Raw genomic sequence first — 12,825 nt, 5'->3', positions numbered from 1 at the left:
CAGCTGTTTTTTCTCAATTTTTTACCCCTTAAAATGGAGAACTAAAACTTATTTCTTTTCTTTGACTGGCTTCTCATCTAAATCTTCACCATTAATTTTGGCCCTGATTTTAGTTTCCAGTTCCTCCATCAATTCTGGATTATCAAGAATTAATGATTTTACAGAATCTCTTCCTTGTCCTAATTTATTGTCCATATAAGAAAACCAAGAGCCTGCTTTCTTTATCACATCAAGTTCTACACCCAAATCGATGATCTCCCCTACTTTGGAAATGCCCTCTCCGTACATAATGTCAAATTCTACGACTTTAAATGGAGGAGCAACTTTATTTTTCACGACTTTAACTTTCACTCGGTTACCGGTGATATTATCAGGCCCTTCCTTAATACTTCCAATTCTTCTGATATCTAAACGAACAGAAGCATAGAATTTCAAGGCATTACCCCCAGTTGTAGTTTCAGGATTACCGAACATTACGCCTATCTTTTCCCTTAACTGGTTAATAAAAATACAAGAACAGCCTGTTTTGCTGATAGCGCCAGTCAGTTTTCTCAATGCCTGAGACATTAATCTTGCTTGAAGGCCCATTTTACTGTCCCCCATTTCGCCCTCCAATTCACCTTTTGGAACCAAGGCTGCAACAGAGTCGATCACTACTATATCTAAGGCACCAGACCGAATTAAATGTTCGGCAATCTCAAGCGCCTGTTCCCCACTATCTGGCTGAGATATCAACAAATTCTCTGTATCGATACCTAGTTTCTCTGCATAAGATTTATCAAAAGCGTGCTCAGCATCAATAATAGCAGCCATTCCACCTGCTTTCTGCGCTTCAGCAATACAGTGCATGGCCAAGGTAGTTTTACCTGAAGACTCTGGGCCATAAACCTCAATTACCCTTCCTCTTGGAATTCCTCCTATCCCTAACGCAATATCTAGTCCTAATGAACCAGTATGAATGGAAGGTACATCTGCAACCTTTTCATCACTTAACTTCATCACGGAACCTTTCCCGTAAGTTTTATCTAGTTTATCAATTGTTAGTTGTAATGCTTTTAATTTTTCGCTTTTTTCGCTCATCTTTAATTTTTTCTATAGGGCTTATTTGTAAATTGCTGCATCGAATTTAGCAGGAAAAGAATCAATTGCCAAATGCTTAAGCCTTGCTTTACAACTAAATTTTATGAGTAATAAATTTATTAGTGTTTTCATCATCATTTTAGGCTTTAGTGTTAATCCGTTGATGGCTCAATTGGATAATACAGGCTTTGAGCAAAGGATAAAAAAAGACAGTACGATTGAAGATCCATTCAGCTTTTCATTAAGGGTTTTGTCATTCAATAAGAATAATGAATATTTCAATAGAATTGTAAAAGGATATACATTATTTGGTACTCGTTTTATTCCAAGTATCGGCTATCAACTAAATGAACAAGTGAATATACAAGCTGGTGTATTTCTCCAAAAAGACTTTGGGAATAACAATTTGACCTATTCTATCCCTTATTTCAGTATTTTATATAATTGGAACCACAGTCAATTAATTTTTGGAAATTACAATGGTTCAATTCATCACAGAATGTTGGAACCGCTTGAAGATTTTGAAAGGCTTTTAGTAGATGCACCTGAAAACGGTTTGCAATACTTATACAATACAGAAAGAATCTTTTTTGATGCCTGGATCAATTGGGAGAAAATGATTTATCAGGATTCTCCTTTTAAAGAGGAAGTTTCTGGGGGCTTGGTAAGTCAATATGATCTATTTAAGGAAAATGGGAATACGGCCTCACTCCATTATCAATTTAGAGGCTATCATAAGGCTGGTCAGATTGATGCTCTAAGAGGCCAGCCCTTAATTACTCGATTTAATAATGCAATTGGCTTATCATTCGAAAGCAAGACTAAGAATGGCTTTATTCACGGCCATAAATGGGAAGGCTATTTTTTACATTATATCGACAATAGTCCTCAGTTTCGTTTACCATATACTCAAGGTTACGGTTATTATCTTAATGGAACCTTTGAGACATCCGTTGGAGACTTCATGCTTAGCTATTGGCAAGGAGATCATTTCTATTCCTACAAAGGAGGAAGACTATATCAGTCCTACACCACAGATCCTAACTCAAGATTTTTTGAAGACGAAAGAAAACTTTTAATTCTAAGGCTAATGAACGAATTTAATATTGGCGAGTCCTCTACCCTCCTACTAAGATTTGAACCGTACTGGGACTTTAACAATCGTTCATTTGAATTCTCTCACGCCATTTACTTCAATATTTTCAAAACTATACCCATCAATAAGAAGAATAGATGAAATCCATTTTCAGGAAAATATTATTGCTCGCCTGTTCAATAGTCTTGATTATTATCGTGGTAAAATGGGACTTAATTCGGTATGGCTGGCAACAAGGGAAAGGCCAATTTACTATCATGTATAAAGCTAAGCCTCTAGAATTTTATTTAGGAAGTTCTGATTATCCTGATTCCTTAAAACAAAAAATCAGATTAGTACAAGAAGTCAAATTTTTTGCACAAACTGAATTAGGATTTGAATCGGAAGGACAGTACCAAAAAATGTTTGACCAGCAAGGAAAAGAATTAATGTGGGTTGTCACTGCGGCTTATCCTTATCAACTTGAAAGCTATGAATGGAAATTTCCGATTTTAGGCAAAGTGGCTTATAAAGGATTCTTTATTGAGAAGGAGGCATTAAGATTAGAGCAAGAAATGAAGACCCAGGGCTACGATGTTAGATTGCGCACCGCCAGTGCCTGGTCAACCTTAGGCTGGTTAAGTGACCCTTTATTAAGCAATGTCCTAACCTACGACACCGGCAGACTAGCAGAATTGATTTTTCATGAATTAACGCACGACAAAATATTCATTAAAGACAGTGTTGATTTCAATGAAAACCTAGCCTCTTTTTTCGGGCAAGAATTCACCAAAATGTTCTTTGAACACCAGAAGATAAAGTTTAAGCCTGCGTATGAATCCTATTTAGCTCAGCTGCAGGACAGACATCATTTGAATCAATTTGTAAGGGAATATTTGCCGAAATTCGATAGTATGTATGAAAGAATTGATGGTTTTAGTACTACGGAAAAAGAAAACCAGAAATATTACTTTTTTGAAAAGTTTAGAAAGGAACTAAGCCAAGAAAGATTTAAAAGTTCAAAATACGCTGAGTTTCCGAGCAGCCAGATTGAGATTAATAATGCCTACCTTCTCTCATTCAGACGTTATTCCGGTCATCAGCAGTTATTAGAACAAGAATTAAAAGTACAATTCAATGGTGATATTTTAAAGATGTTGAATTTTTATCAAGAAAACTTCAATTCTTTATAAAGAATGTATCCTTAAGTTTAATTAGATATTAAGAAATTGTTATTACCATTTTAATCGCTTAATTTATAAATATTTTTATCGAATTTAGCCTAAAATAAAAAAAGCAACTAACCATGGGAAACAAGCAAAGCCATAAAGTGCTTGTCGTTGATGATGAATCAGACATTCTTGAGTTATTGGAGTATAACCTCACCAAGGAAGGCTATGAAGTAAAAACGGCTCAGGATGGAAAAACGGCAGTTGAAAAAGCTCAAAAATTCCAACCCCAATTGATTTTATTGGACATTATGATGCCCAACCAAGATGGAGTAGAAACTTGCCGTCAACTCAGAGAAACTCCGGAGGCAGCCAATGCATTTATTATTTTCTTGACGGCAAGGTCGGAAGAGTATTCGGAAGTGGCTGCCTTTGAAAATGGTGCAGATGATTACATTACAAAGCCCATTAAACCACGTGCATTGATGAGCCGGATAAACGCATATTTTAGACGTGATGTCAAAAAACAAAAAGACAGTAATAAAATCACCATTGGTAATTTAATGATAGATCGTACGAGCTATACGGTTACTGTGGATGGCAAACAAGTATCCTTACCGAAAAAAGAATTTGAACTATTATACTTTTTGGCCCAAAACCCTAATAAAGTATTCAATAGAGATGATTTATTGCAAAATATTTGGGGTTCTGACGTTTATGTTTTGGCCAGAACGGTTGATGTTCACGTGCGTAAAGTCAGAGAAAAAGTTGGGGATGGTTATATTTCCACTGTGAAGGGAGTTGGTTATAAGTTTGATATGGAATAAATTTGCTATATGCTTTTTAATTCCAGAGGGGTTTCCATTTTATTAGCGCTATCAATTGGCATTGTAACAACTGCTTTCCTAAGCTTGTTGGAAGGAATAAGTACTACAGCCCTCATCTTGACATTTATTTTGGCCTCCTCTTCGTCATACTTACTTATAAGCATAGTATTGGAATTTCTTTTTTTCAAGGAAATCAATAAGTTGTATGAAGTGTTTAATAAATTAGGTGAAAAAGATTACTCCTTTGTGAATGATATTGAAACCCAGAAATCATTCAATCCTTTAAGAAAAATTAATCAGGAAATTTTCAGCTATGCTGCTAACAAACAGCAAGAAATTGATGAGTTGAAGAGAATGGCAACCTATAGGCGAGAATTTTTGGCTGATGTTTCCCACGAATTAAAAACCCCAATTTTTGCAGCGCAAGGGTTTGTTTACACTCTTCTCGATGGCGCTGTTAAAGACAAGAAAGTAAGGGGTAAGTTTCTGAAAAAAGCTGCTAAGAGCTTAGATGGCTTAGAGATGTTGGTAAATGACCTGCTAACCCTTTCTCATATAGAAGCAGGTGAAATTAAGATGCATTTTGAAGAAATTGATTTATTGGCTTTGGTGGAAGATGTATTTGATCAATTTGATGGAAAAGTTGATAAAAAAAATATGGATTTACAATTTGATAAGCCATACGAATCTCCAATTAATGTCATTGCAGATTACCAGCGGATTTATCAAGTAATTGTCAATTTGATCTCCAATGCCATCAAATATTCCGATGAAAACACCGAAATTGCAGTTGGTTTTGAAATAACTGAAAAAGATGTAACGATAGCCATACAAGACCATGGTGCTGGAATATCCCCAGAGCACATTAAAAGAATATTTGAAAGGTTCTACCGGATTGATAAAAGCAGGTCAAAAGAAAGGGGTGGCACTGGCTTAGGCTTAGCTATTGTAAAGCACATCATTGAGGCTCATGGCTCATCTGTTTCTGTTACAAGTACTGTGGGAAAAGGCTCCTTATTTAGCTTCAAACTTCCTGTAAAAAAGACCCCTGAACCATTAGTTTCCGTATTGGAAGATGATTCTGAGACAGAATAAAGTTATCTTTGTGGCAATATAAAATTTACAATGTATTACAAAGCATTAAACCCTCTGATTATAAAAGAGTCAGACGACTATATTTTTATCAATAAACCGCCCTTTGTTTCTACATTGGCAGACAGGAACGATACTGTGACCATATTGTCATTAGTCAAAAAATACAATGATGATTATCAGATCTGCCACAGATTGGACAAGGAAACATCTGGCGTCTTGTTGGTGGCAAAAAATCCAGAAGCCTACAGAAATGCCTCGATCCAATTTGAACATAGACAAGTTGACAAAACCTATCATGCTATAGTAGATGGCCTTCATCAATTTCAGGAGGTAGAAGTTAATTTGCCATTGCATACTACAGCTTCAGGATATGTGAAAATCTCTCACAGAAAAGGCAAGAATGCTTCAACTAAATTCAACACCATAAAAACATTTAAGAAGCATTCTCTCATTGCTTGTAAACCTGAAACCGGTAGGATGCATCAAATTAGGGTTCATTTAGCATCTTTAAATGCCTCCATAACTGGAGACGAAACCTATGGGGGGCAGGCACTCTTTCTTTCTTCCATAAAGAAAAGCTTTAATGCTGGAAAAGGAGATGAAGAACAACCCATTATCAAAAGATTTGCTCTACATGCATTAAACATAAGCTTAACTGATGTAAAGGGTAAAGTCATAAGTGCAGACGCCCCCTATCCTAAAGATATAGAAGTAGCATTAAAACAATTAGAAAAAAACAGGTGATATAAATAATCACCATTATTAAGGTAAAATAAATAATATCCTCACCTTCAAAGAGTAATTCATTGCGATTTTTTTCGTAGGATGTTGTTTTTCAATTAATAAGCATCTATCTTTGTGTCCCTTTTAGCGGATAGTTCGCCCGATCATAAATGTTTACTATCTGTAAAAAGCTAATTAATAAGGAGTTAAGAACTAACAAAAAGAAAAAATAGTGGATACGCTTAGTTACAAAACCATCTCGGCAAACAAAGCCACAGTTGAAAAAGACTGGGTTGTAGTAGATGCTGCAGGAAAAGTATTAGGTAGATTTGCCAGCGATGTAGCCAAAATTCTTCGTGGTAAAAATAAACCAAGTTTTACGCCTAATGTTGATTGTGGTGATAACGTGATTGTTATCAATACAGACAAAATCATTATGACCGGCAAAAAGTGGGATGATAGAACGTATCAGACTTACACAGGATACCCTGGTGGTCAGCGTGAAATCACTCCTCGTCAGTTGAAAGCAAAATCTTCTACTTTATTAGTAGAAAGAGCTGTAAGAGGTATGTTGCCGAAAAATAGATTGGGTAGAGAATTGTTTAGAAATCTTTATGTGTATGAAGGTGCTGAACATGGACACGAAGCTCAAAAACCTAAAGTTAAAGAAATCTAAAAAATCAATAGATGGAAATTATAAACACCATTGGTAGAAGAAAAACATCTGTTGCTAGATTGTACATGCAGTCGGGCAAAGGTGCTATTACCGTTAATACAAAAGACGTTAAGGATTATTTCCCAACTGAAATTCTTCAAGCAATCGTTAATCAACCATTTGCCACAACAAAAACTGAAGGTTCTTTCGACCTTAAGGTAAATGTTGATGGTGGTGGTGTTGCAGGACAAGCAGAAGCAGTACGATTGGCAATCTCTCGTGCACTTTGTGAGCTTGACCCAGAACACAGGCCAGCATTGAAAGCAGAAGGCTTCCTTACTAGAGACCCGAGAATGGTTGAACGTAAGAAATACGGAAGAAGAAAAGCGAGAAGAGCATTCCAGTTCTCTAAACGTTAATTTTTACAAACAATATAAATATAAAAACTTATGGCTAAGCTTGAGTACAACGACTTACTTGAAGCTGGTGTCCATTTCGGACACTTAACAAGAAAGTGGGATCCAAAAATGGCTCCTTACATTTTCATGGAGCGTAATGGCATCCACATTATCGACTTGAATAAAACATTGGCTGCTTTGGACGAAGCATGTCATGCCATCAAAAACCACGTTCGTTCTGGTAAAAAAGTTCTTTTTGTTGCAACAAAAAAACAAGCTCAGGACATCGTGATGGAAGAGGCAAAAAGATTGAACATGCCTTATGTTGTGGATAGGTGGCAAGGTGGTATGATGACCAACTTTGCAACTATCAGAAAGTCATTGAAGAAATTGGCTAACATCGATAAAATGCAAAAAGAAGAATCATATCTTAATCTTGCAAAAAGAGAAAGATTAATGATTCAGCGTGAAAAAGAAAAGATGGAGAGAGTATTAGGTGGTATTGCTGACTTAAACAGAATTCCATCCGCGCTATTTGTTATCGATATTAAAAGAGAGCACATTGCAATTAAAGAAGCTCAGAAATTAAATATCCCTGTTTTTGCAATGGTGGATACTAATTCTGATCCTACTCAAGTTGATTATCCAATTCCAGCTAATGATGATGCTTGGAAATCAATCAGCTTAATCTTGAAATCTTTCGGTAAAGCTATAGAAGAAGGCTTAATGGAAAGAAAGCAAGAGAAAGATGATGCTAAAATGAAACAAGCAGAGGAAGAGAAAAAAGCAGTTGATACTAAAGAAGATGCTCCGAAAAAAGAGACTTCAGAAAAATCTGCTGAATAAACCTTCTAATGAACAATATTGAATAAATCAATAAATTGAACATCGGACTAGATTCGGTGTTCATTTTTTTATTCTAACCTATTCTACATATTTAACATTAAATCTAAAATCAAATAAGCATGGCTATTACAGCACAAGAAGTAAAAAAGCTTAGAGAAATAACAGGTGCCGGCATGATGGATTGCAAAAAGGCATTGACTGAGGCTGATGGTGATTTTGACAAAGCCATTGAGTTTTTAAGAAAAAAAGGTCAGAAATTATCTGAAAAAAGAGCTGACAGAGAAACGACTGAAGGAAATGTATTCATCAAAACTAATGATGACCAAACTCAAGCTTTCTTGATTTCTTTAACTTGTGAAACTGACTTCGTTTCAAAAAATGAGGACTTCCAAAAATTTGGACAAGAAATTATAGAGAAAGTTGCTACTGAAAAACCAGCAGATATGGATGCTTTAAAAGCAATCCCTTACCAAGACATTACTATTGGTGAGAAAGTTATTGAAATGGTAGGTAAAATCGGTGAGAAAATCGAAATCAGTCATTACGAGACCCTAACTGGGGAGAAAGTAGTTTCATATGTTCATGCTGGTGCTAAATTAGGCGTATTGGTTGCATTGAAAAATACTGGTGGTGTTGACGTAACTGATGCAGGAAGAGATGTTGCTATGCAAATTGCTGCAATGAATCCTGTTGCAGTTGACAAAGATGGTGTAGATGCAACTACTATCGAAAAGGAAATCGAAATAGGAAAAGAAACTGCTCGTCAGGAAGGTAAGCCAGAGGAAATGCTGGAAAAAATTGCTACTGGTAAATTGAATAAATTCTTTAAAGAGAATACTTTATTACCACAAGCTTTTGTAAAAGATAATAAAACTTCAATTGCTCAATACTTAGATTCAGTAAATAAAGGAATGACTGTTACTGAATTCAAAAGAGTAGCGATTGGATAAAGTAATTTCTAGAATCTAGATTTAAGATTCAAGATAATCGACAAAGCCTTTGGATATAAATCCAAAGGCTTTTTTTGCTTCAAGAGTTATGTAATAGCAGAAGATTTCGAATTATTTCAATAATCGTTCAATCTGTGCTTTAGGAATAGTCCTCAAATCCTCCTCATTATCAATATCAGTCAACTCTTGCAGCAGAACATATTTTAAACCTAATTTCTTGAAGTCTTTTATAGTACTAGGCGCTACAGTTTCTGTACTCCATTCCTTATCGGAAAAAACTTCTGAATGCAGCTGATTCATTCCTAATAAATAATAGCCTCCGTCATTACTTGGTCCTAATACTGCGTCTTTACTTTCCAACGCCTTAAATGCTTGTTCAATCACTTTATCATCTAAAGCCCAGCAATCGCTTCCGATAATGCATACTGATTCATACCCATTCTGAAAAGCCTCCTCAAAGGCAGACTTCATCTTTATTCCTAAATCTGGATTTTGCTTTTGAAGGGCCTTGTAGAAAGGCGGCTCATTAGACCACAAATCATCAAAATCTAGAAAGGAAGAATAATAAATCGCTTTATTACCATCCACCTTTTCAGTCACCTGTTTGGTTCGATGAAGCATATTCCGATAGAAATTTAATGCTTTTTTATCTCCTATTGTGGCCGCCAATCGGGTTTTGCATTTTCCCAATTCAGGGTTTTTTACGAAGATAATCAGTAGTCTTTTTTTATTCATAAATCTTTATCCCTTTACCTTCTTCTAACCATTTGCCCCAACGCTTATTGTAGGTATGCACACTATCGGTAATTTCCCCTTGCTGATTCACTACATTCAGGTCCTCATTTTTCCACTGAAAGATGCCACCATACATATTGCTTACATTTTGAAAGCCTGCTTCTTTTAGTTTCTCCCCTATTTTTTCGGATCTATACCCTACTGAGCAGTAAACAATTACTTCTTTATCTTTCGGGATATCTTCAACTTGGGAAATATCAAATCTATCATAATCAATAAATTGGGCATTGGGCAAGTGACTAACGCTATATTCTTTTGCTGAACGTGTGTCCAATATGAATACTTCATTTTTATTCAATTTCTTATCTACAGCTTTAGGCTGAATAAGTGGCACTGTTTTTTTATAAAGAGATTGCAACTTTTGGTCGTACGTCTGCTGACCACAAGCCACTAAAGACTGTAAAAATGATATTAACATGATGTTGATCCAGATTTTAAGCATAATAAAGTTTACGATTTTTATTCTTTCCAGGCAATTCAATTACGATAAAGACCAGCAATGAGATGTATTCAAATGCCACTATTCCCAAATTCTCCTCATAACCACTTACACTGTATCCCCAATAGGTTAAAAATATGGTAAATGACCATAGTATTGGAAACCTATATCCACTGATGATTCCCAATACTAAAATAGGCAAAACGTACCATGGGTGAACTGTGGTAGCCAACAGAAAATAGATAATGTAAGTCCATAACATCCTTTCGGACAATTTAATTTTTGGAGATGCCAATAAGTTGAATATTATCATTGCCGCAAAAGACAAAATTCCCATCCACGGTCCTGAAGTGGCAATAATATTATAGCCTTTGACAGCAAAGCCGATTTCACGAATTAAGTAATACAGGCTAGCATTAAATTCGAAGTTTTGAAAATATAAAGAACTGCTTTTTATAATCCCCTGGAGAGCATCAGAAAATAAAAATGGAAGAAAACTCATGATAGCAATTGCTATAGCTACCACAATGAACTTTAAATAACTTTTCATATCTAGCTTCTTAAAAAAGCCAGCCAATAAAATTAAGGGTAACAATTTAAAACTGATGGCTAATCCCAGAGACACCGCACTCTTGTTGTGATTCTGCTTTTCGAATTCAAAAATGGCCCAAATTAAAAAGAAAACAACAAAAGCCTCAAAATGGAGATTTCCACTTAATTCTAATATGACTAGTGGATTAAAAGCATATATAAGCAAGAGTTTGGAATCTTTTCCATATTGTCTTAAGACTTTTGGAAGCAAGAACAGTGTACCAATTTCAGCAAGAATTATAAATATCCTTATCACAATAATTCCCATTGAAATATTTTCAAACAGCCCCGCAACTGAAAAAATCAACTGATTCAAAGGCGGATAAATACTATAATAATTGGGGGAATTTAGTTGAGCAAACAACTCTGAACTTAAGATATTGTCTTGGACTATTCCTCTAGGTAAATAAGCATAAGCATCAACTCCCTCCCACCATAATTTTCCATCCCAAAGAAATCGATAGACATCATCAGACAGATTTGGGATTAGTAGAAGCAATAGTAACCTAAAAAGAATTCCGAAAGCAATAATTTCTTTCAAGGAAAATCTATCTTTTTGATATGCTAAAAACAAATACAAGACGAAAAGTGCTGTGTATTGTACAATCAAAAAAATGTTTTCATATCGGAAAGTAAAGTAACTGGTACTGATAAGCAAAGTGCACATCAACAGCAATCCTATATACTTTTCAAAATATTTCAACTTATTTGGTTTGTGGTTTCACCGAATGGTAAAATACCATTAAAAATCCCAGCATAAGCATCAAATGGAAAATAATCAAGCCGTAGTCGCCCAATTGAATTCCAAGAAAGATCGCAAAAGCAAAATATCCAGCCAACAATATCTCGATTACACTCAACCAACTGAATTGTAACTTTATATACTGATTGTCCTTCCAGCTTTTATTTTTATCTGAAATGTTAAATTTTGGTGTACGGATGAAGGCAGATTTAAAACCAAGTAATCCTTCCGCAACTGCAAGTGCATTATGCAATGACAAGCCCATGGATACTGTAATAAACAGCGGGAAAGTTTTAAGGAAGTATTTAATGTGTTTTTTCCCTTTCATTAAATGCTTATTTGCTACCCAATAGAAAATGGCTATAGAGAAAAAACCTAATAAAAACACACTTCCAACTTGAAACAAAATTGCTAATTCAGGGTGAATGCTCTTTATCCAAAGCATTGGAACACTTAGCAGCGCTGTTATTAAGATCGCAATAAAAATTGAGCTATTGAACAAATGAAAAAATGCATGCAATTTATTAGAAAATCCCAATGGTGCTTTTAGTACTCTGATAAAATTCTTTCTAGCAGTTTCCGCACCCCCTTTATTCCATCTAAATTGCTGAGACTTAATCGCAGGCATAATAATCGGTAATTCCGCTGGAGATTCCACATCTTCTCTGTAGAGAAATTCCCAGCCCTTAAGTTGCGATCTGTAGCTTAGATCCAGGTCTTCCGTCAAAGTATCTGCAGACCATCCACCAGCATCTCTTATCGTTTCTTTACGCCATACGCCACCAGTTCCGTTAAAATTAATGAAAGAGCCAGCTTTGTTTCTTCCTACTTGCTCAATTGTGAAATGGGCATCCAAACCAAACGCTTGCAAGCGTGTAAGTAGTGAATAGTCTTTATTAACATGGCCCCATCGAGTTTGAACAACACCAATTCTTTCATTTTGAAAATGTGGTATAGTGGCCTTCAAAAAATGACTCTGAGGTATAAAATCAGCATCGAAAATTGCAATAAATTCTGCATCCGTCAAGTCCATCCCATATTGCAAAGCACCGGCTTTGAAATCTACTCTTTCTGGTCTCCTTATAAGGAGAATATTTTTCCCTAATGATTGCCAATGCTTCACTTTTGCTTCCAGCATTTCAGTAGTTTCATCTGTAGAGTCATCCAATAGTTGAATTTCTAATTTATGGTCTGGATAATCAAGATTGCAAACCGCATCCACTAATCTATTCACAACATATTTTTCATTGAAAACAGGTAGTTGGACACAAACTTGAGGATATTCCTCTTCCTTTACAGGCGTTTTCACCACTTGACCTTTAAGCTTCTTCTTGGCTTTTATATAGTGATAAGTCAAGTGTAATTGTCCTAAGCTAAAGAAAAATATAAACAGTAAGCTAAGCCCATATAGTACGATTATAATCCACTCCCAAGTCATGC

General features: G+C 35.5%; 14 protein-coding genes. 9 read left to right on the top strand and 5 right to left on the bottom strand.

The genetic code is table 11. From position 1 onward, the window contains the following. Positions 1 to 48: 48 nt before the first annotated feature. Complete coding sequence (gene recA, locus Q3Y49_RS09890) at positions 49 to 1,080, bottom strand: recombinase RecA (RefSeq protein ID WP_303267989.1); 1,032 nt, start codon at positions 1,078 to 1,080, stop codon at positions 49 to 51. 103 nt (positions 1,081 to 1,183) lie between these two features. On the opposite strand from recA, the gene Q3Y49_RS09885 reads away from it, so the two are divergent. From Q3Y49_RS09885 to tsf, 9 genes are all read left to right on the top strand, one after another. Then, entirely contained in the window at positions 1,184 to 2,317 is a 1,134-nt protein-coding gene (locus tag Q3Y49_RS09885; protein WP_303267988.1) for a lipid A deacylase, read from the top strand. Beyond that, positions 2,314 to 3,348 (top strand): aminopeptidase, encoded by a 1,035-nt coding sequence (locus tag Q3Y49_RS09880; protein WP_303267987.1) that lies wholly within the window; start codon positions 2,314 to 2,316, stop codon positions 3,346 to 3,348. The genes Q3Y49_RS09885 and Q3Y49_RS09880 overlap by 4 nt, the downstream gene beginning before the upstream one ends. Before the next feature lie 113 nt (positions 3,349 to 3,461). Next, positions 3,462 to 4,151 carry a response regulator transcription factor gene (locus tag Q3Y49_RS09875; RefSeq protein WP_303267986.1) on the top strand — a complete coding sequence of 230 codons (690 nt, stop codon included), beginning with the start codon at positions 3,462 to 3,464 and terminating at the stop codon, positions 4,149 to 4,151. A 9-nt stretch (positions 4,152 to 4,160) separates the two neighbouring features. Next, positions 4,161 to 5,246, top strand: a complete 1,086-nt coding sequence (locus Q3Y49_RS09870; protein WP_303267985.1) for a sensor histidine kinase — start codon at positions 4,161 to 4,163, stop codon at positions 5,244 to 5,246. 30 nt (positions 5,247 to 5,276) lie between these two features. Then, entirely contained in the window at positions 5,277 to 5,990 is a 714-nt protein-coding gene (locus Q3Y49_RS09865; protein WP_303267984.1) for an RluA family pseudouridine synthase, read from the top strand. A 211-nt stretch (positions 5,991 to 6,201) separates the two neighbouring features. Further along, positions 6,202 to 6,645: a 50S ribosomal protein L13 gene (gene rplM / locus Q3Y49_RS09860; RefSeq protein ID WP_303267983.1), complete on the top strand. Its 444-nt coding sequence runs from the start codon at positions 6,202 to 6,204 to the stop codon at positions 6,643 to 6,645. Positions 6,646 to 6,656: 11 nt separating this feature from the next. Beyond that, complete coding sequence (gene rpsI / locus Q3Y49_RS09855; RefSeq protein WP_303267982.1) at positions 6,657 to 7,043, top strand: 30S ribosomal protein S9; 387 nt, start codon at positions 6,657 to 6,659, stop codon at positions 7,041 to 7,043. 30 nt (positions 7,044 to 7,073) lie between these two features. Then, positions 7,074 to 7,868: a 30S ribosomal protein S2 gene (rpsB, locus tag Q3Y49_RS09850; RefSeq protein WP_303267981.1), complete on the top strand. Its 795-nt coding sequence runs from the start codon at positions 7,074 to 7,076 to the stop codon at positions 7,866 to 7,868. A 119-nt stretch (positions 7,869 to 7,987) separates the two neighbouring features. Beyond that, positions 7,988 to 8,818 carry a translation elongation factor Ts gene (gene tsf, locus Q3Y49_RS09845; RefSeq protein WP_303267980.1) on the top strand — a complete coding sequence of 277 codons (831 nt, stop codon included), beginning with the start codon at positions 7,988 to 7,990 and terminating at the stop codon, positions 8,816 to 8,818. 111 nt (positions 8,819 to 8,929) lie between these two features. On the opposite strand, the gene Q3Y49_RS09840 is transcribed toward tsf, so the two are convergent. The 4 genes from Q3Y49_RS09840 to Q3Y49_RS09825 all read right to left on the bottom strand — a co-directional run bounded on the left by Q3Y49_RS09840 (position 8,930) and on the right by Q3Y49_RS09825 (position 12,823). After that, the gene (locus Q3Y49_RS09840; protein WP_303267979.1) at positions 8,930 to 9,553 is read right to left on the bottom strand and encodes a TIGR04282 family arsenosugar biosynthesis glycosyltransferase; all 624 of its coding nucleotides are present in this window, start codon (positions 9,551 to 9,553) and stop codon (positions 8,930 to 8,932) included. Beyond that, positions 9,546 to 10,055, bottom strand: coding sequence for a rhodanese-like domain-containing protein (locus tag Q3Y49_RS09835; protein WP_303267978.1), 510 nt, complete (start codon positions 10,053 to 10,055; stop codon positions 9,546 to 9,548). Before Q3Y49_RS09835 ends, Q3Y49_RS09840 begins: the two co-directional genes overlap by 8 nt. Beyond that, on the bottom strand, positions 10,048 to 11,253 hold the full coding sequence (locus Q3Y49_RS09830; protein WP_303267977.1) for an MptA/MptB family glycosyltransferase: 1,206 nt from the start codon (positions 11,251 to 11,253) through the stop codon (positions 10,048 to 10,050). The genes Q3Y49_RS09835 and Q3Y49_RS09830 overlap by 8 nt, the downstream gene beginning before the upstream one ends. A 94-nt stretch (positions 11,254 to 11,347) precedes the next feature. After that, positions 11,348 to 12,823, bottom strand: coding sequence for a cellulose synthase family protein (locus Q3Y49_RS09825; RefSeq protein WP_303267976.1), 1,476 nt, complete (start codon positions 12,821 to 12,823; stop codon positions 11,348 to 11,350). Positions 12,824 to 12,825 lie beyond the last annotated feature (2 nt).

Origin of the sequence: Marivirga harenae (assembly GCF_030534335.1) — a bacterium.
Classification (GTDB): Bacteria; Bacteroidota; Bacteroidia; order Cytophagales; family Cyclobacteriaceae; genus Marivirga; species Marivirga harenae.
This window is presented reverse-complemented; position numbering and strand designations above follow the sequence as displayed.

Coding starts and splice junctions, on each gene's coding strand:
- rpsI (WP_303267982.1), top strand. CDS start 6,657: ATGGAAATTATAAACACCATTGGTAGAAGAAAAACATCTGTTGCTAGA.
- rpsB (WP_303267981.1), top strand. CDS start 7,074: ATGGCTAAGCTTGAGTACAACGACTTACTTGAAGCTGGTGTCCATTTC.
- Q3Y49_RS09840 (WP_303267979.1), bottom strand. CDS start 9,553: ATGAATAAAAAAAGACTACTGATTATCTTCGTAAAAAACCCTGAATTG.
- Q3Y49_RS09870 (WP_303267985.1), top strand. CDS start 4,161: ATGCTTTTTAATTCCAGAGGGGTTTCCATTTTATTAGCGCTATCAATT.
- Q3Y49_RS09875 (WP_303267986.1), top strand. CDS start 3,462: ATGGGAAACAAGCAAAGCCATAAAGTGCTTGTCGTTGATGATGAATCA.
- tsf (WP_303267980.1), top strand. CDS start 7,988: ATGGCTATTACAGCACAAGAAGTAAAAAAGCTTAGAGAAATAACAGGT.
- Q3Y49_RS09880 (WP_303267987.1), top strand. CDS start 2,314: ATGAAATCCATTTTCAGGAAAATATTATTGCTCGCCTGTTCAATAGTC.
- Q3Y49_RS09825 (WP_303267976.1), bottom strand. CDS start 12,823: ATGACTTGGGAGTGGATTATAATCGTACTATATGGGCTTAGCTTACTG.
- recA (WP_303267989.1), bottom strand. CDS start 1,080: ATGAGCGAAAAAAGCGAAAAATTAAAAGCATTACAACTAACAATTGAT.
- Q3Y49_RS09835 (WP_303267978.1), bottom strand. CDS start 10,055: ATGCTTAAAATCTGGATCAACATCATGTTAATATCATTTTTACAGTCT.
- Q3Y49_RS09885 (WP_303267988.1), top strand. CDS start 1,184: ATGAGTAATAAATTTATTAGTGTTTTCATCATCATTTTAGGCTTTAGT.
- Q3Y49_RS09865 (WP_303267984.1), top strand. CDS start 5,277: ATGTATTACAAAGCATTAAACCCTCTGATTATAAAAGAGTCAGACGAC.